The organism is Gordonia sp. ABSL11-1 (genome assembly GCF_030315685.1).
Classification (GTDB): Bacteria; Actinomycetota; Actinomycetes; order Mycobacteriales; family Mycobacteriaceae; genus Gordonia.
Map to the genome: position 1 here is coordinate 150230 of NZ_JASXSI010000001.1, position 22686 is coordinate 172915.

Consider the following 22686-nt stretch of genomic DNA (forward strand, 5'->3'; position numbering starts at 1 on the left):
TCGAAACGTGGTGTCATTCCCCACACCCACGGCCTTCGCCTCATCTCAGATAGTGGAACTAGCTGCCCACATTCTAAAACTGGCGCCGTCTCGGGACAACCCGGGTCCCGCGGGTTGAGACGCCGACGGTGCGATAATGTCGTCGCATGCGTTTAGGACGAGTAGCCAGCCCGGATGGTGTCGCGTTTGCCGCCATCGACGATGCCGATGACGGCCCGCGGGCACGCGAGATCGCCGAACATCCCTTCGGGACGCCGACGTTCACCGGTCGCTCCTGGGCGTTGGCCGACGTGCGGCTCCTCGCGCCGATCCTGGCGTCGAAGGTGATCTGCATTGGTAAGAACTACGCCGCACACGCCGCCGAGATGGGCGGGGAGGCGCCGGCGGACCCGGTGATCTTCCTGAAGCCGAACACGTCGATCATCGGACCGGAAGTCCCGATCGTGCGCCCGCCGAACTCGGAGCGGGTGGATTTCGAAGGTGAGCTCGCCGTCGTGATCGGTCAGCCGTGCAAGAACGTCAAGGCTGCCGACGCGAAGGGCGTCATCCTCGGGTACACCGTCGGCAACGACGTGACCGCCCGCGACCACCAGCAGGCCGACGGCCAGTGGACCCGGGGCAAGAGCTATGACACCTTCTGCCCCCTGGGGCCGTGGATCGAGACGGAATTCGATCCGAGTGATGCCGAACTGATCACCGAACTCGACGGCGAGGTGAAGCAGCGCTCGCGTACGTCGTCGATGGTCCACGACGTCGGCGCGATCGTGGAGTGGATCTCGAAGGTGATGACACTGCTGCCGGGCGACGTGATCCTCACCGGCACGCCCGAGGGCGTGGGCCCGATGCAGGCGGGCCAGCGGGTCTCGGTCACCGTCGAAGGACTCGGCACCCTGAGCAACCCGGTGGTGGACAAGGCATGAGGGGGCCGAAGGCCGCACGCGTCAACGGCATCGAGATCGCCTACGAGGAGGCCGGAGACGGTCCGCTCGTGGTGCTCGTGATGGGGACGGGGAGCCCCGGGAGGGTCTGGCACGCGCATCAGCAACCCGCGCTGGTGAAAGCCGGCTACCGGGTCGTGACGTTCGACAACCGGGGTATCGCACCGTCGTCCGAGTGTGCGGACGGGTTCACCCACGACGACATGGTCGCCGATACCGCCGCGCTCATCGAGCATCTCGGTGGCGGTCCGGCGCTGGTTGCCGGGACGTCGTTGGGGGCGCGGATCACCCAGGAGCTCGCACTCGCCCGCCCGGACGTGGTCAAGGCGGCCGCGATGATCGCCACCTACGGCCGTAACACGCCGCTCCAGCAGGCGATCTCGGCCGGCGAACGAGCGCTCTACGACAAGAAGATCACCTTGCCGCCCGACTACGAGGCGGCCATCACCGCGCACCTGAACCTGTCGCCCCACACGCTCGACGACGATCGGACCGCCAAGGACTGGCTCGACGTCATCGGATTCTCGCCGCAGACGGTGACCGCCGGGGTGCGAGCGCAGCTCGGGCTGCACGACCGCGAGGCCGACCGGCTGAGCGCGTATCGGAGTATCTCCCGGCCGTCGCTGGTGATCGGTTTCGCCGACGATCGCACGCTGCCGCCGAAGCTTGCCAGGGAGGTCGCCGAGGCCATCCCCGGCGCACGTTACGAAGTCGTCGAGAAGGCCGGACACTTCGGCTATCTTGAACAGCCCGCCGAGGTGAACCGCCTTCTGCTCGACTTCTTCGCGTCCCACCGCTGACGGGTCACCTCGACAGACGGGCGGTTCGGGGGGTCTGATGATTCGATACCCTGACCGTCATGAGTGCCTCTGACGTGCGCGTCCGATTCTGCCCGTCGCCGACCGGAACACCCCATGTCGGGCTGGCCCGGACCGCGTTGTTCAACTTCGCCCAGGCTCGCCACGACAAGGGCACATTCGTGTTCCGCATCGAGGACACCGACGCCGCCCGCGACAGCGAGGAGTCGTACGCGGCGATTCTCGACGCCCTCCGCTGGCTTGGACTCGACTGGGACGAGGGGCCCGAGGTCGGCGGACCGTACGGTCCGTATCGGCAGTCGCAGCGGCGCGACATCCATCTCGACGTCGTCGCGCGACTGTTGGAGTCGGGCGAGGCGTACGAGGCCTACTCGTCTCCGGAGGAGGTCGAGGCGCGTCACCGTGCTGCCGGGCGTGACCCGAAACTCGGTTACGACAACTTCGATCGGGACCTCACCGACGAGCAGCGTGCCGCCTTCGCGGACGAGGGACGCAAACCCGTTGTGCGACTGCGGATGCCCGACCATGACATCACGTGGAACGATCTCGTGCGCGGCACCACGACGATCAAGGCGGGCACCGTGCCCGATTTCGCACTCACCCGGGCGAGCGGCGACCCGCTCTACACGCTCGTCAACCCCGTCGACGACGCGTTGATGAAGATCACCCACGTGCTCCGTGGGGAGGATCTGTTCTCCTCCACCCCTCGCCAGATCGCCCTCTACGACGCGCTGATCCGGATCGGTGTTGCCGAGCGGGTTCCGGAGTTCGGGCACCTCCCGTTCGTGATGGGGGAGGGCAACAAGAAACTGTCCAAACGTGATCCACAGTCGAATCTCTTCCACCATCGCGATCGCGGCTTCATCCCCGAGGGGCTCCTGAACTATCTCGCGCTGCTGGGCTGGGGCTACTCGAGCGAGACCGACGTGTTCACTCTCGACGAGATGGTCGCGGCATTCGATGTGCGCCAGGTGAACTCCAACCCGGCGCGCTTCGATCAGAAGAAGGCCGACGCCATCAACGCCGAGCACATCCGCCGGCTCGACGTCGATGATTTCACCGCCCGCCTCCGGGCATACCTCGTCGGCCACGGCAAGCTCGCCGAGCCCATCGACGACGCGTCGTTCGCGGTGCTCGCCGAGCTCGTGCAGACCCGCATCCAGGTCCTCGGGGACGCGTGGCCGCTGATGTCGTTCCTGTACGTCTCGGACGCCGATTTCACCATCGACGAGAAGTCGGCCGCCAAGAACCTGGGTACCGATGCCGGCGAGGTCCTCGACGCCGCGACCGCTGCGCTCGACGGGGTGACCGAATGGACCGCCCCCGTGATCGAGGAGGCCCTCAAGTCGGCCCTCGTCGACGGGCTGGGGCTCAAACCCCGTAAGGCCTTCGGTCCGGTCCGGGTTGCGGTGACCGGCTCGCAGGTGAGTCCGCCGCTGTATGAGTCGATGGAACTGCTGGGCCGGGGCACGAGTCTCGCCCGACTGGCGGCGGCGCGGGACATCGTGCCGACTTAGAGCGCTGACCTGCCGATTTGTGGTTTACCGGTATCCCTTTGGTACTCTTCTCCTCGGTCCTTTTCGGACCGGATGCCAGGAGCGAGAGCCCCCGGCAGACGGGTCCGAAGGGTAAACCCTTGGGGTATGGTGTAATTGGCAACACAGCGGTTTCTGGTACCGCCATTCTAGGTTCGAGTCCTGGTACCCCAGCGGACTGCCGGATGAGCACCTCGAGCCGAGGTGACCGCCCGGAGGTTCACAACTGAAGATCGTTCTAGGGCCCCGTCGTCTAGCGGCCTAGGACGCCGCCCTCTCAAGGCGGTAGCGCGGGTTCGAATCCCGTCGGGGCTACACATAGAGGAACACCCCTTCTCTGCAGTGATGCGGATGAGGGGTGTTCTGCTGTCACAGGCCGTCGACGCGGATCACGAGGCGGGTGCGGTGCTCCCCGAGACAGGCATCCCGGGGATTCCGAGCTTGCGATGGTCCCAGGAACGGACCCGGTCGGGCACGAGGCGGACCGCGACCCGCTTGTTCATCATCTGCTCGACGAACGGCTTCGACTCCTCGGTGTAGGGCGCCGTGTAGCGCTCCCAGACGCTGATGCCGACCTTCAGGCACGAGTCCGGATCGTCGAGGATCTCTGCGGTCCCCTCGAACGAGACGCCGCGGAGGGTGTCGTAGGTGTCGCCGTCCTCGATCAGCACGGTGCACCGGCTGTTGCGCCGCAGATTGACCGCCTTCTGGGACTTGGCCTTGGTCTCGAACCAGATCTCGCCGTCGACGACCCCATACCACATGGCCACGAGGTGGATGCTGCCGTCGGGGCCGGTGGTGGCGAGCGTGGCGGTGCGGCTCGAGGCGACGAAGTCGGTGATCTCCGTCTCCGACATGACGATCTGAGTGCGCTGATTGACTCCCATATATCGACGCTAGCCGACGGCGCCGGACCCCCTCCCGCCGACCGCCGTGCCGTGCGGGGGGATCGTCGTCCGCGGTCAGGCTCGGCTCGGCTGCAGTCGCTTGTGGATCGCGTCCGCGGCAGCCAGCAGGTCGGCGGCCCATCGGGCGCCGGGTCGTCGGCCCATCCGATCGATCGGCCCGGACACCGAGATCGCCGCGACGACCTCGCCGGTGCCGTCGCGGACAGGTGCCGACACGCTCGCGACCCCGGCCGCCCGTTCACCGGCGCTCTGGGCCCAGCCGCGCCGACGGATCTCGTGCAGCGCGCGTTCACTGAACACGCTGTCGTGCAACAGCGCTCGTTGTGTCGCGGGCTCGGCCCAGGCCAGCAACACCTTGGCGGCCGAGCCGGCGCTCATCGGAAACCGGGTCCCTACCGGAACGGTGTCCCGCAGTCCGGTAGGGGGTTCCATCGCGGCGATACAGATGCGTTCGGCGCCCTCGCGCCGGTAGACCTGAACGGATTCGCCGGTGATCTCGCGCAGCCGGGGTAGGACCATCAAGGCGGACTCACGCACGGGATCATGGGCGGAGGCGGCGAGTTCGCTGAGCGCCGGTCCCGGATACCAGCGTCCGGCGGCGTTGCGGGCGAGTAGTCGATGGGTCTGAAGGCCGACCGCGAGTCGGTGCGCGGTGGCGCGCGGCAGACCCGTGCGGTCGCACAACTCGGTCAGATTGCAGGGGGTGTCCGCGATGGCTCGGAGAACGATCACCGATTTGTCGAGGACACCGATTCCACTGCTGGGTGCCGATGCGCTATCCTGTCCCATAGGACGATACTAGCGTTCCAGATAGTGAGATGCACGTGTCGTCGCCCTGCGAGACGTGCCGTGAATCCGAAACAGATGTGAGTACAGCCATGAGTTACAGCCCCGACACGCCGCGTACTCTCGCCGACAAGGTGTGGGACGACCATGTCGTCGTCCGCGGCGACACAGATGCTTCCGGGAATCGCAATCCCGATCTGATCTACATCGATCTGCACCTCGTCCATGAGGTGACCAGCCCCCAGGCGTTCGACGGACTCCGACTCGCCGGTCGCCCGGTCCGTCGGCCCGATCTGACGATAGCCACCGAGGACCACAACGTCCCCACTGTGGACATCTTCAAGCCGATCGCCGATGAGGTATCGCGCACCCAGGTCGAGACCCTGCGCCGCAATTGCGAGGAGTTCGGTATCCGGTTGCACCCCATGGGCGATGCCGAACAGGGCATCGTCCACGTCGTCGGCCCGCAGCTCGGTCTGACCCAGCCTGGGATGACCGTCGTGTGCGGCGACAGCCATACCTCGACGCACGGTGCGTTCGGCTCGATCGCCATGGGCATCGGCACCTCCGAGGTCGAACATGTCCTCGCCACACAGACTTTGTCGTTGCGTCCCTTCAAGACCATGGCGATCACCGTCGACGGTGAGCTCGCCCCGGGTGTGACGAGCAAGGACCTCATCCTCGCCGTGATCGCCGAGATCGGCACCGGTGGCGGCCAGGGCTATGTCCTCGAGTACCGCGGGCCGGCGATCGAGAAGATGTCGATGGAAGCCCGAATGACCATCTGCAACATGTCGATCGAGGCCGGTGCCCGCGCCGGGATGATCGCGCCCGATCAGGTCACCTACGACTTCCTCCGGGGCCGTCCGCACGCGCCCACGGGTGCCGATTGGGATGCCGCGGTCGAGTATTGGGACAGCCTGCGCACCGACGCCGACGCCGAATTCGACGCCGAGGTGCACATCGACGCGACACAATTGACGCCGTTCGTGACCTGGGGCACCAACCCCGGGCAGGGCGCTCCGCTCAGTGCCCGCGTCCCCGACCCGGCCGAGATCGCCGACGAGAATGCCGCCAGCGCAGCGAAACGGGCCCTGGAATACATGAACCTCGCGCCCGGGACGCCACTGCGGGAGGTGAAGGTCGACACGGTGTTCGTCGGTTCGTGCACCAACGGCCGCATCGAGGATCTGCGCGCGGTCGCCGACATCCTGAAGGGCCGCACGATCGCCGACGGCATGCGGATGCTCGTCGTCCCGGGCTCGATGCGGGTTCGCGCACAGGCCGACGAGGAGGGTCTCGGTGAGATCTTCACCGCGGCCGGCGCCGAATGGCGGCAGGCCGGTTGCTCGATGTGCCTGGGTATGAACCCCGATCAGCTCGCTCCCGGCGAACGCTGCGCGTCGACATCGAACCGCAACTTCGAAGGGCGGCAGGGCAAGGGGGGTCGCACCCACCTGGTGTCGCCCACGGTCGCCGCGGCGACCGCGGTCCGCGGCACGCTCTCGGCGCCCTCGGACCTGAGTTGAACCCGGCCCCCATACCCAGACACACGATCGGACATCCTCATGGAACCCTTCATCACCCACACCGGGATCGGTGTGCCGCTGCGTCGCAGCAATGTCGACACCGACCAGATCATCCCGGCCGTCTACCTGAAGCGGGTGACCCGCACCGGCTTTGAGGATGGACTCTTCGCCGCGTGGCGCAACGATCCGGACTTCATCCTCAACAACGAGCCGTGGGACCGGGGCTCGGTCCTGGTCGCCGGACCGGACTTCGGCACCGGCTCGTCCCGCGAGCACGCCGTGTGGGCTCTGTCGGACTTCGGTTTTCGGGTGGTCATCTCGTCTCGCTTCGCCGACATCTTCCGTGGCAACGCGGGCAAGGCGGGACTCGTGGCCGCCCAGGTCGAGCAATCCGACGTCGAATTGCTGTGGAAGCGCCTCGAAGAGCAGCCGGGGCTGGAACTCACGGTCAGTCTTGCCGATCGGACCGTGACCGCGGCAGACCTCGTGGTGCCGTTGGCAATTGATGACTACACGCGGTGGCGTCTGATGGAGGGTCTGGACGACATCGGGCTGACGTTACGCCAGGTAGAAGCCATTTCCGAGTTCGAGAAGTCGCGCCCCTCGTTCACCCCGGTGACTCTCGGCAAGTGATCTGACGCGACCGCGCGAGCTGATCTGACCCACTCTCCCCGAACACGGTTCCTGCTTTCGATTTCGCGACATGCCTGGTTAATTGGCGTGGAAGATGGACGTTTTCGAATTCGGCGTTTACCGTGTGGAGATAGCTGACCATAGAGAAGGGGTCAGATTCAGCTTGCGGAGGTAATCAATGAACAAGGCAGAGCTCATCGATGAGCTGACCAAGAAGCTCGACGCGGATCGCAAAACTGCGACTGCCGCAGTCGAGCTCGTCGTCGACACGATCGTTCGCGCGGTCAACAAGGGTGAGAGCGTCACCATCACCGGCTTCGGCGTCTTCGAGAAGCGCAAGCGGGCACCGCGCGTCGCCCGCAACCCGCGGACCGGCGAGACCGTGAAGGTGCGCGCCACTTCGGTTCCGGCGTTCCGTCCCGGCGCTCAGTTCAAGGCCGTCGTCGCCGGTAAGCAGAAGCTCGCATCCTCGGGTCCCGCTGTGAAGCGCGGCAGCGGTGCGACGACCACGACCGCAGCGAAGAAGACCGCGGCCAAGAAGGCTCCGGCGAAGAAGACCGCAGCCAAGAAGGCTCCGGCCAAGAAGGTCACGACCGCGGCCAAGAAGGCTCCGGCCAAGAAGGCCACGACCGCGGCCAAGAAGGCTCCGGCGAAGAAGACCACCACGGCGGCGAAGAAGGCTCCGGCCAAGAAGACCGCAGCCAAGAAGACCGCAGCCAAGAATGCTCCGGCCAAGAAGGCTCCGGCCAAGAAGACCGCAGCCAAGAAGGCACCGGCCAAGAAGGCAACTCGACGCTGAGTCGTCCGACGCCACGCATCGGCCCCGACGTACTTCCCCCGTCGGGGCTGACGTGTGTTCGGAGCCGGTCGTGCTCTACCTGCGAGCTCGTTGCCCGGCGATTCGGGCTCAGGACTCGGGATGATCGGTGTCGGGCAATGCGCTGTCGATGTGATCCGCGGCGACGAGTCGCCCGTCGACGGTGGACAGCACCCAGACGCTGCCCTTGCGATTGCGCTTGGCCGGCAAGATGACCTCGTCCCGCTCCGACCACCAGTCCATCATCGGCGGGATGACCTTGCCCTGGCTGCACACCGCGTGGATGGCGGAGGTGTCCTCGGCGATCTCACGGATGCGTCGGTGGGCCACCGCAGGGGCCGAACGGTAGGCCTCCTCGGCGAGTGACGGTTCGGCGATGACGCCGACTCCGAGGTCCTCGGCCAGGGGTGCGAGAGTCTGTTCGCACCGGACGCGGTCGGCCGAATGCAGTCGCTCGGCGCCGAATACCGGCAACAGATCGGCGAGCGCCCGGGCCTGGCTGCGGCCGAGCCGATCCAGGGGCCGCAGCCGATCGTCCCCTGTGTACTTCGATCGCTGCCCGGCGTGGGCGTGGCGTACGAGCAGCAGGATGTGCACGTCCGCGGGTAGGCGGCGGAACTCGGCGAGAACCGACCGGTCAAGGCGATGCGTCAGAAGTGCGGGCGCGGCATCGATCTCGACCCACCGGAGTTCGTCGACCTCGTGATCGGGTTCGAAGTCACCCCCGAGCGCGCGCGCCGACCAGTAGCGGACGCGCTTCTGGTTGCCGTTGGGCAACCGATAACGGACGTCGCGGAGGTGGCGACCCAATCGCGCCAGTTGCCCGGTCTCTTCACGGATCTCGCGGGCGGCGGTCGCGACCAACGTCTCGTCCGGGTCGATCTTGCCCTTGGGCAGCGTCCAGTCGTCGTAGTCGGGACGGTGCACCACACCGATCTCGACACTGCCGTCGCGGGTGGGACGCCACAGGACACCGCCCGCAGCCCACACCGTCTTCGTCGTCTTCGACATCGAAGCGAATCCTAGAGCGTCCGGGTTACGAGAACGGTTACTGGCTCGGGTCCGGGCGACGACGATTGCGGCGGATCATCTGGCGCTGATGATCCCGGACCTCCTCGCCGGCGGCCGGGGAGGCCACCCAACTCCCGTCCGACTGCAGCACCCAGCACCGCGTCCGCGAATCCAGGGCGGAGGCGAACATGTCGGCCAGTTCGGTGGTCAGACGGTCATCCCGCACCTGGGCCATGACCTCCACGCGGCGGTCGAGGTTGCGGTGCATCATGTCGGCGCTGCCGATCCAGTATTCGTTCTGCGCGCCGAAATACAGGATCCGCGAGTGTTCGAGGAACTGGCCGAGAATCGATCGGACCACGATGTTCTCGCTGATCCCCGGCATCCCGGGGCGCAGCGCGCAGATGCCGCGGACGACGATCTCGACCGGCACACCGCTCTGTGACGCACGATAGAGGGCGTCGATCACCTGCTCGTCGACGAGCGCGTTCGCCTTCAACTGGATGCGGGCGCCGCTGTCGCCCTGACGGAATCGCTCGATCTCCTCATGGATACGGGCGATGATGCCCGACCGAATCCCGTGTGGCGCCACCAGGATGTTGCGGTACTCCTTCTTTCGGGAGTACCCGGTCAGGGTGTTGAACAGGTCGGTCAGATCGGCGCCGATGTCGGGTGCTGCGGTGAACAGGCCCACGTCCTCGTAGAGCCGCGCGGTCTTCGGGTTGTAGTTGCCGGTACCGATGTGGCAGTACCGCCGGATCGACGAACCCTCGCGCCGGACGACCAGACAGGTCTTGCAATGGGTCTTGAGCCCGACGAGTCCGTAGACGACATGGACGCCGGCCTGCTCGAGTTGTCTGGCCCACTTGATGTTCGCCTGCTCGTCGAAGCGGGCCTTGATCTCCACCAGGGCGACAACCTGCTTGCCAGCCTCGGCGGCGTCGATGAGCGCGTTGACGATCGGCGAATCACCCGAGGTCCGGTACAGCGTCTGCTTGATGGCCAGCACCTGCGGATCCGCCGCGGCCTGCTCGATGAATCGCTGCACGCTCGTCGAGAACGAGTCATAGGGGTGGTGGACGAGGACATCGCCCTCGCGCAGCGTCGAGAACACGCTCTTCGGTGTCTCGCGCTCGCCGAACGCCGGGTGGGTCGCCGGGACGAAGGGACGGTCCTTGAGCTGTGGGCGGTCGAGACCGTAGATCTCGAAAAGGCAGGACAGATCCAGCAGTCCGGGTACCTGGATGACGTCGGCGGGATTCACGTCGAGTTCGCGGAGTAAGAGTTCGAGCATGTGCTCACTCATGTCGTCGGCGACCTCGAGCCGGACCGGCGACCCGAAGCGACGGCGCGCGAGTTCGCGTTCGAGAGCCTGCAGCAGGTCCTCGTCACGATCCTCCTCGACCTCGAAATCTGCGTTCCGGGTGATTCGGAAGACATGGTGCTCAACGATTTCCATGCCCGGGAACAGGTGCTCGAGATTCGCCGCGATCAGCGTCTCCAGGGGCATCAGGACCACTTTGTTGTCGGTGAGCTTCGACTTGTCCCCGCTGGTGCGCATCAGCCGGTCGACGCGCACGAAGCGGTTGACATTGTCGGGCACCTTGACACGGGCGAAGTGTTCGCCGCCCTCGTTCGCGTCCTTCACGGTGACGGCGAGATTCAAGGAGAGACCGCTGATGTAGGGGAAGGGGTGCGCGGGGTCGACCGCCAGCGGGGTCAGGACGGGGAACACGTCCTCGTGGAAGTACTCGACCAGGCGGCCCTTCTGCTCCTCGGTCATCTCGGCCCAGGTGACGACGTGGATGTCGTTGTCCGCCAACGCAGGACGCACGGAGTCGAGAAAGACGCGAGCGTGTCGGTCGGCGATGGTCTGGGTGCGACCGGCGATCCGGAGGAGCTGTTCGCGCGGCGAAAGTCCGTCGGCGGAACGCACCGACAGGCCGGTCTCGTCACGACGCTTCAGCCCGGCGACCCGAACCATGAAGAACTCGTCGAGATTCGAGGAGAAGATCGCGAGGAATTTCGCTCGCTCCAGCAACGGCATCGAGGTGTCCTCGGCCAGGGCGAGTACACGAGAGTTGAAGTCGAGCCAACTCAGCTCACGGTTGAGGTAGCGGTCCTCGGGCAGGTCGGCGGACTCATCGGGGACCAACGTCGCCGCGGGAGGCGCTCCGGGAATGGACGTGATCGGCTGCGTGGCGATGTCGTCGGCTGGGCTCACCGTTCAATCATGACGCATCCTTGGTCGCCGGGGCATGCCTGTCCGACGTCCGGGCTCGCTCGGGTCGCCGACGAGGCCGGCCGATCGGCGGACCGTCGGTGTCCGGTGAGCGCCTCGTCATCGTGGCCGAGGTGTGTCGACCCAGTCCGAGAGCGTCGGCTGCCGCGAGGTCGGTGTCGGTGTCGACATCGGTGCGCAGGTCCGGCCACTGCAGGTGATCGGGATCGATCTCGACGGCACCGGCGAGTCGATGCGCGTCGGCCGACGCCGGCCCGAATCGGGGCGGTTCGTCGATGTGGACGGCGCGGATCAGCATGGTGGTCCCGGTGCCGGCGCGATCGGTCAGCACCGACTGGGCGTGGCCGGCGGCAGCTGCGAGGACACCTCGGATGCTCTCGGCGCGAGCGGCGGGCAGGTCCGCCTGTACACAGATGATCCGGGCGATGGCCGGCCATCGGTCGCGCGCAGTGGCTGCGCCGTGGGAGAACGCGAGATTCAGGCTGTCGACACCGGCAGGCGATGTAGACGTCTCGGGTACGCCGATAGCCCCCACCGACCGTGCCGCGGCGAGGACGAGATCGTCCGGACTGACGACCACGATCCGGTCGATCCCCGCGCTCGCGATCGCGTCGAGGGTGTCGAGCAACATCGCGAGGACCAGGGCGCGGTGCGGCGGTCCGGCGACGGCGCGACTGCGACTCGCGGCGAGCCGTGACTTCGCCTCGGTGAGGTGTTTCACCGCGAGAACTGCGACGACGTCGCCGGAGGCGCCCTCCTCGGCGCGATCACCGTCCCGGCGCTCGGCTGACGTCGAATCCATGGGGACCATGATGCCGATCGACCCGAGGCGCCCGCCAGCGAGGGACCCTGTCGCGGCAGCCGACGCCGAGCCGGAGGAGCCGACGAGGATCCGCATCGGCGCCGGGCGGGACGCACTACTGTGAGTGACGACGAGGTGGTCGGCGAAGGAGTGGTCGTGCGTGCGGTGGTGATGGGTGCCGGTTCCTGGGGGACGGCGATCGCGAAAGTCCTGGTCGATGCGGGAACCGAGACGACGTTGTGGGCTCGGCGGCCCGACCTCGCCGAGCGGATCAATGTCGACCACACCAACGGCGACTACCTGGCCGGGATCACGCTCCCGGACGCGCTCCGTGCCACGAGTTCGGTCGAGGCAGCGCTGTCCGGCGCCGACGTCGTGGTGTGTGCGGTGCCGTCGCAGTCGTTGCGCGACAACCTCACCGACTGGCTGCCGCACACCGGCGACGACACCACGTATGTCTCCCTGGCCAAGGGCGTCGAGACGAGTTCGCTGCTCCGCATGACGGAGGTCATCGGCGAGGTCTCGGGCGTCCCGGCCGGTCAGATCGCCGCGTTGTCGGGGCCCAATCTCGCCCGGGAGATCGCCGAGGGACAGCCCGCCGCCACGGTGATCGCCTGTGCGGACGAGCACCGTGCCCGTGATCTGCAGCAGGCCTTCAACACCGGCTATTTCCGGCCGTACACGAACACCGACGTGATCGGCTGCGAGATCGGCGGTGCGGTGAAGAACGTCATCGCCCTCGCCTGCGGGATGGCCAGCGGGGTCGGCTTCGGCCAGAACACGCTGGCGACCATCATCACCCGAGGGCTGGCCGAGACCATCAGACTCGGCGTCGCGGTCGGTGCCCAGATCGAGACGCTCGCCGGGCTCGCCGGGATCGGTGATCTCGTGGCCACCTGTTCATCGCCGCTGTCGAGGAACCGGACGTTCGGCGCCCGGCTCGGAGAAGGCGCGACGATGGAGGAGGCGCAGGAGGCGACGAACGGCCAGGTGGCCGAGGGAGTGAAGTCCTGCACCTCGGTTCGTGCGCTGGCGGAAAAGTTCGACGTGGAGATGCCGCTGACCGGCGCGGTCCATCAGGTCTGCCACGGTGGGCTGTCGGTCGGCGACGCGGTGAGCTCACTCCTCGGTCGCAGCACGAAACCCGAGATCTACGACTGAGTCCGAGATCCGCGACCGACGTTCCGGGTCAGCCGAAGTCGAGCGGGCCCCGGGGGAGGGTGTGTTCGATCACCGCGGACACGTCGGTGATGGGTCCGTTCCCGGAGTTCGCGGGAATCCACATCGCCACGTACGGACGGTGATCGACGCAGACGTACGCCTGTCCGGCCCCTTCGACGGTGTCGGTGATGAACCATTGCACCGGGTTGATCACCTGCAGGTTGCTGGTCGGGGACAGCTCCGACGGCCGGGAGATGCCGCAGCGCAACGTCACCGGGTCACCGTCGCCGTCGGCGGGCCAGCGGACGGTGGTGCCGTCGGCCTGCTTGTCGCCGAAACCCTCGAACGTCTGCGGCAGTTCCGCGATCAGCCGACCGCAGTCCGCCGAGGCGGGTGCCCCGGCGGTGTACTCCTCGATCGGCGTCGTCGGATCCGGTCGTAGCGCCGCGAACGCGATGAAGCCGACGATCACCATCGCCGGGATCGCCACCAGGGTGGCGATGAGCGCGGGGCTCAGACGGGGCCCGGTCCCGTAACGCTCGTCGAGGTCGGCTCCATCCTCGCCACCGCCGGTCTGGCTGTCGTCGGTCACACCCACACCCTAGTGATCGGGTGTGCCCCGTCGAGGTGGTGGTTGTGTGCGTGGTGCGGCGGATCGCTCCGGTCAGGCGTCAGTGAGCACTCTGGACGACCGGGCAGGTGAGTGTGCGGGTGATCCCGTCCACCTTCTGGATCTGGGGCACGACGTCCTCGGTGAGGTGGGACGCGTCGGCGGCATCAACTCGCACGATGACGTCGTAGGGTCCGCTGACCTCTTCGGATGAGGCGACACCGGAGATCTCCGCAATCGTCGCCGCGGCCAGCGCGGCACGTCCGACCTCGGTCTGGATCAGTATGTATGCCTGAACCACGCCCATCCTCTCGTCTGCACCGGCCTCCGGCTGTCGACCCGGTGTCAGTATTGTCGCTGACAACCCCGCCCGAGCGCGACACGAGAGAGATCAAGGGTGACTTCGTGACCGTCGGAAGCATCGGCGACCCGGTCGACCGGTCGCGCAGCGTCGGTGAGGTCGGCGAACGCCGGCTCATCGCCGAACTCACCCGGGCGGCATCCGTGCACGACTCGCCTCCGGCGGTGCACGGTCCCGCGCACGACATCGTCATCGGTTCCGGCGACGACGCCGCGGTGATCGACACCGCAGGTCCCGCGGTCATCAGTACCGACACCGCGGTACAGGGCAGGCACTTCCGCTTCGACTGGTCCGACCCGCACACGGTCGGGGCCCGGGCGGTCGTGCAGAGTGCCGCCGACATCGCGGCAATGGGGGGTCGGGTCTCGGGAACCGTGGTGTCGATCGCCTGCCCGCCGGACACCACCGTCGGAACGGTTCTCGACCTCGACGCAGGCATCGTCGAGGCCACGCACCGTCTGGGTGGGCGTGTTCTTGGCGGGGACCTCGTCGCCGCCGACCAGGTCGTACTCACCGTCACCACGGTGGGCATGCTCGACGGCCTGGCGCCCACGGTCGTCGGAGGTGCGCGACCGGGTGACGAGCTCGCCGTCACCGGCCGCACACTCGGTGCCAGCGCCGCCGGTCTCGCGGTGCTGCTCGCGGCCCGGTCTGCGGGGTCCGACGAACTCCGCGAACGCTATTCGGCTCTTGTCGACGCCCACCGGCTGCCCGCGCCCGACCTCGGTCAGGGGCCTCTCGCGGCCCGGGCCGGTGTCCATGCGATGACCGATGTCTCCGACGGGCTCGTCGAGGAGCTGATCACCATGGCGGCGGCCTCGGGGGTCCGGCTCGACGTCGACAGCACGCGAATCCCGGCTTCGGAGGAGATGCATTCGGCCGCAGGGTTTCTCGGCGTCGACCTGCGTGACTGGACGGTGGCCGGTGGTGAGGATCACGAACTGCTCGGCGCCTTCCCGCCCGGCGGGGTGCCGCCGGGGTGGACCCGCATAGGGCAGGTGAGCGAGGGTGCCGACGTCTTCGTCGACGGACACCCGGTCGGCGGTCTGCGGGGATGGCAGTCGTTCGAGACGTGACGGACGATCTCGGGCACCGGGCGATCGGCGTCGAGGTGCGGATGTCTAGATTCGGTGCATGGCTATCTATGCGCTCGGTGACCGCGAACCCACGATCGGTGACGACGTCTACATCCATCCGGACGCCGTGGTGATCGGTGACGTGACCCTCGGCGACGGGGTGTCGATCTGGCCCACTGCGGTCCTGCGTGGCGACTCCGGCACGATCACGGTCGGGCGGCGGACGAACATCCAGGACGGCACGATCATCCACTGCACACCGATCGATGCGACCGTCATCGGCGACCAGTGCGTCGTCGGGCACAACGCCCATATCGAGGGTGCGACCATCGGCGATCACTGCCTGATCGCCTCCGGCTCGGTCGTCCTCAACGGATCGACGGTGGGCACGGGTGCGGTCGTCGGTGCGGGCGCGGTGGTGCCGTCCAAGTTCACCGTGCCGCCGCGCGCGATGGCGTTGGGCGTTCCCGCGCGGATCCGGGAGGGCTACGAGGTGCCCGAGGGTCACGTCGACCTGAACGTCGAGATGTATCACCAGAACGGGAAGTACTTTCGCGAGGCACTGCGGAGGATCGGATGACGGAGGATCGGATGACGGAGAGCCGGGAAACGCCGCAGCCGGCGCCGAAGCCGTTGTCGGAGTTGATCGATCCTGGCTGGGCGGCGGCCCTCGAGCCGGTCGAGCCGGTCATCGCCTCGATGGGACAGTTCCTGCGGGCGGAGAACGCCACTGGTCGCGGCTACCTGCCCTCGGGCGCGAACGTCCTGCGCGCCTTCACCCACCCGTTCGACGATGTGCGGGTGCTGATCGTCGGACAGGATCCGTATCCGACCCCGGGGCACGCTGTCGGCCTGAGTTTCTCGGTGGCACCCGACGTCTCGCCCATCCCGCGCTCGCTGGCCAACATCTATCGTGAGTACTCCGAGGATCTCGGATATCCGAGACCCGCGAACGGTGATCTCACGCCGTGGGCGAAATCCGGTGTGCTGCTGCTGAACCGCGTCCTGACGGTGTCACCGGGGGAGCCGGCCTCCCACCGCGGCAAGGGCTGGGAGCAGGTCACCGAGTGTGCGATCAAGGCGCTCGTCGCCCGCGAGGCGGAACCGCTCGTCGCCATCCTCTGGGGCAAGGACGCGGGCAACCTGACGCGGTGGTTGCCCGACGTCCCGGTGATCGAATCACCGCACCCCTCACCACTGTCGGCCAGTCGCGGGTTCTTCGGTTCGCGTCCCTTCAGCCGCGCCAACGAGGCGCTCGAGGAGTTGGGCGCCGCCCCGGTCGACTGGCGCCTGCCCTCCTGATCGCACCGACCCCGCGATCACCCGCGGGCGGGCCTCAGGACCGCCGGGCGGCCGCGAAATCCGGGGAGCGCTTGGCGATGAACGCGTCGACTCCCTCGATGCCCTCCGGCGTACCGGACAGCGTGGAGATCGAATGTGCCTCCGCGGCGAGGTGTTCGGCCAGCGAGTCCGTCGCCGATGCGGTGATCAGTGCGCGTGTCGCCGCCGCGGCTCCCCGCGGACCGGCCGCGATCTGCGCTGCGGCGGTGCGTGCGGCCGACTCGACCTCGTCGTCGGCGACCACCTCCGAGAGCAGACCCCAGGAGAGTGCCTGTCCGGCGTCGATGACCTGGTCGGTCAGGATGATCTGCCGTGCGCGGGCCGGACCGACCACGCGCGGCAGCGTCCAGGTCATGCCCCCGTCCGGCGAGAGGCCGATCCCGCGGTAGGCGGGGCGCAGTCGGGTCGACGAGCCGCCGATCGCGACGTCGGCGTGGAGGACGATGCTCATCCCGGCGCCGGCGGCCCACCCCTTCACCGCGGCGACGACCGGACGGTCGGCGGTGTAGAGCGCGTTGACGAAATCGTGAAAATCCTCGGCCAGTCCGCGCAGATATGTCGGCCGGTGGCCGGCTGCCGCGAACGCGCGGACGTTACCGCCGGCGCAGAAGTTCGCGCCGGTGCCGATGAGCAGGACCGCGCCCACCTCGCGCTCACCGCGGGCCACCTCCTTGAGAGCAGCCGCACCCTCGATCAGTGCGTCGTCGGCCAGTGAGGTCCCGGCAGCCGGGGTGGACACGGCGATGGTGAGCAGCGGACCGTCCTGGCTGACGAGCGGGACGGTGGGTGCGGAGGAAGGCTGTGCGGTCATGTCTGCAGACTCTATCCACGAACGACAACAACCCGATTCCCAGGGCGAGTGATCGCCGGCCAGGGGAATCGGGTTCGTCGGTATGAGCTCGGGTCGACCGGGTCGGACGTCAGCGTCCGACGACGGATCAGACGCGTGCGGTCTTGCCGGCCTTCAGGCAGGAGGTGCACACGTTCTTGCGCTTGCGGTTCCCCGGCGCGACCTCGACGCGCACCGACTGAATGTTCGGGTTCCACCGGCGGTTCGTGCGCCGGTGCGAGTGCGAAACCGACTTGCCGAAGCCCGGTCCCTTGCCGCAGATATCGCAGACGGCAGCCATCGTCGAACTCCCTTTGTAGATGATCGTGGTCGTGTTCGGCCTGCTCGAAGTCCGCGGCGGGCGTGATGCGCCGACGGGTACAGCTGCAAGGCAACCCTGCAAGAATAGCGGCACCCCACCATGCGGACCAAATCCGTGCCCGGGATCGACAGCACGACCCGACCCCGCGGAGACCGTGCGCGGTGACGGCCCGGGTCGTCGGGACGTCCGAGTAACCTCTCACACACCGGGCGAGCTGCGATCGCCACGATCAACGGTAAGGGGTTTCATGGAGTCGGTGTTCGACGGCGGCCTCTCCATGACGATGAACCCGCAGCTACTGCGGGACTGGGCGCATGCCGCGGTCGAGGGTCTCGAGGGGTTACGTGGCGAGATCAACGACCTGAACGTCTTCCCGATCCCCGACTCCGACACGGGCAGCAACATGCTGTTCACGATGCAGGCCGCCTCGGATGCACTGCGCGGCGTGCCCGACGACGCGGGTGTCTCCGCGGTCGCACGTGCGATGGCCGACGGCGCGGTCGCCCAGGCGCGGGGCAACTCGGGCATCATCCTGTCGCAGATCCTGATGGGCGTGGCCGACGCCGCCGAACTGGTGCCGGACGAGTCGCAGCTGACGTTCAACCAGCTGTGGGTGTCCGGACTGCGCCTCGGATCGCTCGCGGCGGTCCGGGCCGTCAGCGAGCCCCGCGAGGGCACCGTGCTGACCGTGATCCGGATCGGAGCGGAAACCGCGGCCGCGCACGTGTCGGAGTCGGCGGCGGATCTGGCCCGTGCGGTCGCCGACGATTGCGCCGATGCGCTCGAACGCACCCCCGAACTGCTGCCGGAACTGGCCAGCGCGGGCGTGGTCGACGCCGGTGGGCGTGGCTTCCTCGCGCTCGCCGACGCGATGGTCGGCGTACTCACCGGTGTGTCGCAACGTCGACGGCGGTATCGCGGCATCCTGACCGGTGGTGGTGAACCCGGGCACGGTGAGAACGACACGTGCTCGGGCGGCAGCGACATGGATTTCGAGGTGATGTATCTGCTCGACGGCGCCGCGGGCGGACAGATCGGGTCCCTACGGGAAACCTTGAATCAGCTGGGCGATTCGGTCGTCATCGTCGGCGACAGCTCGGCCGGCGGCGAGCGCTTCTCGGTGCATGTGCACACCTGTGAGCCCGGCAAGGCGGTCGAGGCCGGCGTCGTGCGCGGCCCGATCTCCGACATCCGGATCAGTTGTTTCGCACTCGACGCCATCCGCGCCCAGACCGATACGGCCGAACCGCCGCCCCGGCATCGACGGGCCGTCGTCGCCGTGGTGACCGGGGAGGGCGCGGCAGCTCTGTTCGCCGAGGCCGGTGCCGCCGTCGTCCGCGCCGACGACGGCCTGACGCCGGACCTGCTGACCGATGCGATCCGCGCGACCGACAGCGCGCATGTCGTGGTCATGGCGAACGGAAAACTCTCCTCGCAGGATCTGGTCACCGTGACCGCCGCGACGCGGTCGACCCAGAGGTCGGTCGTGTTTCTGCCGACGTCGTCGATGGTGCAATGCCTGTCTGCGCTCGCCGTCCACGACGGTGCCGAGACCCCGGACGCCGACACCTATGCGATGGCCGAGGCCGCGGCCGGGACCCGGTGGGGCGCGCTCATCCGCGCGGAGACCCGGATCATGACGCTCGCCGGCACGTGCGAGGTGGGAGATGTGTTGGGACTCATCGGGTCCGACGTTCTCGTCATCGCCCCGGACCAGACCGGTGCGGCGACGGCGCTGGTCGATCTGATGCTGGCGACCGGTGGAGAGATGGTGACGGTGATGGCGGGTTCCGCCGTCGACGACGCCGCACTCGACGCCGTCACCGGACAGATGCGGCGCAGCTATGCGGGTGTGGAACTCGCCGTGTACCGGACCGGACAGCCGGATCAGCTTCTGCAGATCGGTGTCGAGTGATGCCCGACGTGGGTGCTCCGCTCGAGGAGATCCTGGACTCCAAGCTCGCGGGCCGGCTGGAGTCGATCGGCGTCACGACGGTCGGGGAGTTGTTGCGCCATGCGCCGCGACGGTACGTGCGACAGGGTCAGCTGTCGGCCGACGAGATGCCCGCCGACGACGACTGGGTCACCGTTGTCGGACGTGTCACCGGCTCGCGGATGATCCCGATGCGCAAACGCAGCGGCAACTTCCTGAAGGTGACGGTCACCGACGACAGCCACACCTACGAGGCCAACTTCTTCAACGCGAGGTTCATCCAGCACCAGTTGAAGTCGGGGGTGCGGGTGATGCTGGCGGGCAAGGTCAAGACCTTCCAGGGCAAGATCCAGCTCTCCCATCCGGAATGGGCGGTCCTGCCCGATGGTGAACCGGAGGTGGACCACGTCGTCGGGTCGGCGATGCTGTCGGAGATGTATGCCGCCGAGGCGGCGTCCGGCGGAGATGTCGACCCGGCCGGCTTCGAGCGCGCGATCGTGCCGATCTACCCGTCCACCAAGGACATTCAGACGTGGAACATCTGGAGTGCGATTCGGCAGGTCCTCGCCGCGGTCGATGCGGAGGGTCCGGTGCAGGACGCGCTGACCGCGGAACAGCGTTCGGCACGCGGCCTCATCAGCACCGACGAGGCGCTGCACCGGATTCACCTGCCCGACACCGACGACGACATCGAGACAGCGCGCGCACGACTGAAGTTCGATGAGGCGCTGGCCATTCAGACGGTCCTGGCCCAACGACGTCTCGCCGGACGCGCCGAGACCGCACCCGCCTGCCCGCACGTACCCGGCGGATTGGAGGACCGGCTCCTGGCTCGGTTGCCGTTCACGCTCACCGACGGGCAGCAGGAGGTGGTTGCCGAGATCTCCGCCGAACTCGGGCGGACCAGTCCGATGAGTCGGTTGCTGCAGGGTGAGGTGGGTTCGGGAAAGACGCTCGTGTCGCTGTTGGCGATGCTGCGTGTGGTGGACAACGGGCACCAGTGCGCGATCCTGGCCCCGACCGAGGTCCTCGCCGCGCAGCATCACCGGACGATGCGGACGATGCTGGGCGACCTGGCCGAGGCCGGCGAACTGTCCGCTGCGGAGGGGGCGACGAAGATCGCCCTGCTCACCGGTTCGATGAAGGCAGCGGGCAAGCGCCAGACACTGCTCGATGTGGTGACGGGCAGCGCTGGGATCGTGATCGGGACGCATGCCCTGCTGGAGGAGAACGTCACGTTCTTCGACCTCGGCATGGTCGTCGTCGACGAACAGCACCGATTCGGCGTCGAGCAACGAGATGTGCTGCGGGCCAAGGGTAAAGACGGCCTCATGCCCCACTTTCTGGTGATGACCGCCACGCCGATCCCGCGTACCGTCGCGATGACGGTGTTCGGCGACCTCGAGACCTCGGTGCTCACCGAGTTGCCGCGGGGTCGCCAACCCATCAGCACGTCCGTCGTGCCGATGGGCAACTCCTCGTGGGTCGACCGGGTGTGGGCGAGGGCGGCCGAGGAGATTGCCACGGGACGTCAGGTGTACGTGGTGTGCTCGCGGATCGGCGATGACGTCGAGGAGAAGAAGTCGAAGAAGTCCGCGAAAGACGACCGGCAGGCACCGACGAGTACGTCCGTGCTCGACATGTACTCCGAGCTGCTGGGTGGTCCGCTGGCGGATGTGCGCATCGAGATGCTGCACGGGCGACTCCCGGCCGACGAGAAGAACGCGGTGATGGACGCCTTCGGGCGTGGTGAGGTCGATCTCGTGGTCTCGACGACGGTCATCGAGGTCGGTGTCGACGTGCCGAACGCGACCATGATGGTGATCGTCGACGCCGAACGATTCGGTGTCAGCCAGCTGCACCAACTCCGCGGACGCGTCGGGCGCGGCGGGCATCCCGGCCTGTGTCTGCTGATGACCGCCGCACCGCGGATCTCCCAGGCCATGCAGCGGTTACGGGCGGTCGAGGCGTCGTCCGACGGATTCGAACTCGCCCGTGTCGATCTCGAACAACGACGGGAAGGCGACGTTCTCGGGTCGTTGCAGTCCGGGGGGACGTCGTCGCTCCGGTTCCTCTCGTTGCTCCAGGACGCGGAGGTCATCGCCGATGCGCGCGGGTTCGCCGACGAGATCGTCGGCGCCGACCTCGAACTCGCCGACCATCGACCACTCGACGAACTCGTGCGGGCCATCCTCGTGCCCGACAAGGTCGAGTACCTGGACAAGTCCTGACCTTCTGATCGGTCGTGGTCGCAGCTCGGACGAGGACACGACCGGAGAGGCGGCGGAACGCATCGGCGCACGCGTGCGTCCAATGACCATGGTGTCCGACGGAGAATGGCCGCTGCGCTGGTGGCTCGTGATGCTCGCGTGTGTGTTCACGGCGGTTGTCGTCGCGGTGGGCGTGGTGGTCTCGGATTCGCCGACGCGCGATCCGGTGACATCGGCTCGTGCCCATCGTGCGCAGGCGACCCTCGCAGGGGTGGGCATCGTCGGCGAGCGGTCGTCGCGGTCGGACTATCAGCGCGATGCGTTCGGGACGGCGTGGACCGACGCCGTGGACGTCGCCGGCGGCTCCAATGGATGCGACACCCGCAACGACGTCCTCGACCGCGATCTCGATGACACCCGCCGCGCACCGGCCACGTCATGCCCGCGAGCGGTGGTCGCCGGTGAGTTCCGGAGTCCGTACACCGGCGAGTTCATCGTGTTCCGCCGCGACCGCCGGGCCGGCGCGGTCCAGATCGACCACATCGTGCCGCTGGCCTACGCCTGGGACATGGGTGCTTGGGGGTGGCCGCCGACGACGCGCCGGGAACTGGCCAACGATCCCGCGAACCTGGTTGCCGTCGACGCGGCATCGAACCTGGCCAAGTCCGATCGGGAGCCCGCCCGATGGATGCCGCCCAACACCGGTTTCCACTGCCAGTACGCGGTGCAGTTCGTCGAGGTCGTCGCGGCCTATCGGCTACGGCTCGACGCACCGTCGAGGCACGTGCTGGCGGGGGTGTTGGCCCGGTGTTGACCGGTGGCCG

22 protein-coding genes and 2 tRNA genes are annotated in these 22686 nt (G+C 67.6%); 15 read left to right on the top strand and 9 right to left on the bottom strand.

Features of this window, described 5'->3' with window-relative positions; all coding sequences use genetic code 11:
* Window positions 1–146: 146 nt before the first annotated feature.
* The 5 genes from QSJ19_RS00720 to QSJ19_RS00740 all read left to right on the top strand — a co-directional run bounded on the left by QSJ19_RS00720 (window position 147) and on the right by QSJ19_RS00740 (window position 3606).
* Window positions 147–920 (top strand): fumarylacetoacetate hydrolase family protein, encoded by a 774-nt coding sequence (locus tag QSJ19_RS00720; protein ID WP_286317780.1) that lies wholly within the window; start codon window positions 147–149, stop codon window positions 918–920.
* Window positions 917–1738 (top strand): alpha/beta fold hydrolase, encoded by an 822-nt coding sequence (locus QSJ19_RS00725; RefSeq protein WP_286317781.1) that lies wholly within the window; start codon window positions 917–919, stop codon window positions 1736–1738. The genes QSJ19_RS00720 and QSJ19_RS00725 overlap by 4 nt, the downstream gene beginning before the upstream one ends.
* Before the next feature lie 59 nt (window positions 1739–1797).
* Window positions 1798–3273, top strand: a complete 1476-nt coding sequence (gene gltX, locus QSJ19_RS00730) for a glutamate--tRNA ligase (RefSeq protein WP_286317782.1) — start codon at window positions 1798–1800, stop codon at window positions 3271–3273.
* 120 nt (window positions 3274–3393) lie between these two features.
* Window positions 3394–3465: transfer RNA gene (locus QSJ19_RS00735), tRNA-Gln, on the top strand.
* A gap of 68 nt (window positions 3466–3533) precedes the next feature.
* Window positions 3534–3606 (top strand) — tRNA-Glu (locus QSJ19_RS00740).
* A gap of 74 nt (window positions 3607–3680) precedes the next feature.
* Here QSJ19_RS00740 and QSJ19_RS00745 read toward each other — a convergent pair.
* Both QSJ19_RS00745 and QSJ19_RS00750 read right to left on the bottom strand, forming a co-directional pair.
* Window positions 3681–4178, bottom strand: coding sequence for a PPOX class F420-dependent oxidoreductase (locus QSJ19_RS00745; protein ID WP_286317783.1), 498 nt, complete (start codon window positions 4176–4178; stop codon window positions 3681–3683).
* 75 nt (window positions 4179–4253) lie between these two features.
* The gene (locus QSJ19_RS00750; protein ID WP_286317784.1) at window positions 4254–4988 is read right to left on the bottom strand and encodes an IclR family transcriptional regulator; all 735 of its coding nucleotides are present in this window, start codon (window positions 4986–4988) and stop codon (window positions 4254–4256) included.
* Window positions 4989–5077: 89 nt separating this feature from the next.
* Here QSJ19_RS00750 and leuC point away from each other — a divergent pair, with 89 nt between their 5' ends.
* The 3 genes from leuC to QSJ19_RS00765 all read left to right on the top strand — a co-directional run bounded on the left by leuC (window position 5078) and on the right by QSJ19_RS00765 (window position 7946).
* The gene (leuC, locus tag QSJ19_RS00755; protein ID WP_286317785.1) at window positions 5078–6514 is read left to right on the top strand and encodes a 3-isopropylmalate dehydratase large subunit; all 1437 of its coding nucleotides are present in this window, start codon (window positions 5078–5080) and stop codon (window positions 6512–6514) included.
* Between the two features lie 39 nt (window positions 6515–6553).
* Complete coding sequence (leuD, locus tag QSJ19_RS00760; protein WP_286317786.1) at window positions 6554–7147, top strand: 3-isopropylmalate dehydratase small subunit; 594 nt, start codon at window positions 6554–6556, stop codon at window positions 7145–7147.
* A 178-nt stretch (window positions 7148–7325) separates the two neighbouring features.
* A complete protein-coding gene (locus QSJ19_RS00765) occupies window positions 7326–7946 on the top strand; it encodes an HU family DNA-binding protein (protein ID WP_286317787.1) in 621 nt (206 codons plus the stop codon).
* Window positions 7947–8054: 108 nt separating this feature from the next.
* Here the strand turns inward: QSJ19_RS00765 and QSJ19_RS00770 are convergent, their stop codons facing one another.
* Genes QSJ19_RS00770 through cofC form a run of 3 tightly spaced genes read right to left on the bottom strand, consistent with a single transcriptional unit; the run spans window position 8055 to window position 12019 of the window.
* Window positions 8055–8975, bottom strand: a complete 921-nt coding sequence (locus tag QSJ19_RS00770) for an NUDIX hydrolase (protein WP_286317788.1) — start codon at window positions 8973–8975, stop codon at window positions 8055–8057.
* 37 nt (window positions 8976–9012) lie between these two features.
* The gene (locus tag QSJ19_RS00775) at window positions 9013–11199 is read right to left on the bottom strand and encodes an RNA degradosome polyphosphate kinase (RefSeq protein WP_286317789.1); all 2187 of its coding nucleotides are present in this window, start codon (window positions 11197–11199) and stop codon (window positions 9013–9015) included.
* Between the two features lie 7 nt (window positions 11200–11206).
* A complete protein-coding gene (gene cofC, locus QSJ19_RS00780) occupies window positions 11207–12019 on the bottom strand; it encodes a 2-phospho-L-lactate guanylyltransferase (protein WP_286317790.1) in 813 nt (270 codons plus the stop codon).
* Between the two features lie 156 nt (window positions 12020–12175).
* On the opposite strand from cofC, the gene QSJ19_RS00785 reads away from it, so the two are divergent.
* The gene (locus tag QSJ19_RS00785; protein WP_286318138.1) at window positions 12176–13180 is read left to right on the top strand and encodes an NAD(P)H-dependent glycerol-3-phosphate dehydrogenase; all 1005 of its coding nucleotides are present in this window, start codon (window positions 12176–12178) and stop codon (window positions 13178–13180) included.
* 28 nt (window positions 13181–13208) lie between these two features.
* Here QSJ19_RS00785 and QSJ19_RS00790 read toward each other — a convergent pair whose 3' ends face one another.
* Both QSJ19_RS00790 and QSJ19_RS00795 read right to left on the bottom strand, forming a co-directional pair.
* Complete coding sequence (locus QSJ19_RS00790) at window positions 13209–13778, bottom strand: DUF3515 domain-containing protein (protein WP_502876055.1); 570 nt, start codon at window positions 13776–13778, stop codon at window positions 13209–13211.
* Between the two features lie 73 nt (window positions 13779–13851).
* Window positions 13852–14097, bottom strand: a complete 246-nt coding sequence (locus QSJ19_RS00795) for an Lrp/AsnC ligand binding domain-containing protein (RefSeq protein ID WP_286317794.1) — start codon at window positions 14095–14097, stop codon at window positions 13852–13854.
* Between the two features lie 98 nt (window positions 14098–14195).
* On the opposite strand from QSJ19_RS00795, the gene thiL reads away from it, so the two are divergent.
* Genes thiL through QSJ19_RS00810 form a run of 3 tightly spaced genes read left to right on the top strand, consistent with a single transcriptional unit; the run spans window position 14196 to window position 16529 of the window.
* Window positions 14196–15227 (top strand): thiamine-phosphate kinase, encoded by a 1032-nt coding sequence (thiL, locus tag QSJ19_RS00800; RefSeq protein WP_286317795.1) that lies wholly within the window; start codon window positions 14196–14198, stop codon window positions 15225–15227.
* 58 nt (window positions 15228–15285) lie between these two features.
* Window positions 15286–15807: a gamma carbonic anhydrase family protein gene (locus tag QSJ19_RS00805; protein WP_286317796.1), complete on the top strand. Its 522-nt coding sequence runs from the start codon at window positions 15286–15288 to the stop codon at window positions 15805–15807.
* An 11-nt stretch (window positions 15808–15818) separates the two neighbouring features.
* Entirely contained in the window at window positions 15819–16529 is a 711-nt protein-coding gene (locus QSJ19_RS00810; protein WP_286317798.1) for a uracil-DNA glycosylase, read from the top strand.
* Between the two features lie 34 nt (window positions 16530–16563).
* Here QSJ19_RS00810 and QSJ19_RS00815 read toward each other — a convergent pair whose 3' ends face one another.
* Both QSJ19_RS00815 and rpmB read right to left on the bottom strand, forming a co-directional pair.
* On the bottom strand, window positions 16564–17379 hold the full coding sequence (locus tag QSJ19_RS00815) for an enoyl-CoA hydratase/isomerase family protein (RefSeq protein ID WP_286317799.1): 816 nt from the start codon (window positions 17377–17379) through the stop codon (window positions 16564–16566).
* A gap of 127 nt (window positions 17380–17506) precedes the next feature.
* Complete coding sequence (rpmB, locus tag QSJ19_RS00820; protein WP_124706538.1) at window positions 17507–17698, bottom strand: 50S ribosomal protein L28; 192 nt, start codon at window positions 17696–17698, stop codon at window positions 17507–17509.
* A gap of 268 nt (window positions 17699–17966) precedes the next feature.
* Between rpmB and QSJ19_RS00825 the strand changes: the two genes are divergently transcribed.
* The 3 genes from QSJ19_RS00825 to QSJ19_RS00835 all read left to right on the top strand — a co-directional run bounded on the left by QSJ19_RS00825 (window position 17967) and on the right by QSJ19_RS00835 (window position 22676).
* Window positions 17967–19634, top strand: coding sequence for a DAK2 domain-containing protein (locus QSJ19_RS00825; RefSeq protein ID WP_286317801.1), 1668 nt, complete (start codon window positions 17967–17969; stop codon window positions 19632–19634).
* Complete coding sequence (recG, locus tag QSJ19_RS00830) at window positions 19634–21883, top strand: ATP-dependent DNA helicase RecG (protein WP_286317802.1); 2250 nt, start codon at window positions 19634–19636, stop codon at window positions 21881–21883. The genes QSJ19_RS00825 and recG overlap by 1 nt, the downstream gene beginning before the upstream one ends.
* A gap of 88 nt (window positions 21884–21971) precedes the next feature.
* Complete coding sequence (locus tag QSJ19_RS00835) at window positions 21972–22676, top strand: HNH endonuclease family protein (RefSeq protein WP_502876056.1); 705 nt, start codon at window positions 21972–21974, stop codon at window positions 22674–22676.
* The last annotated feature ends 10 nt before the right edge of the window (window positions 22677–22686 follow it).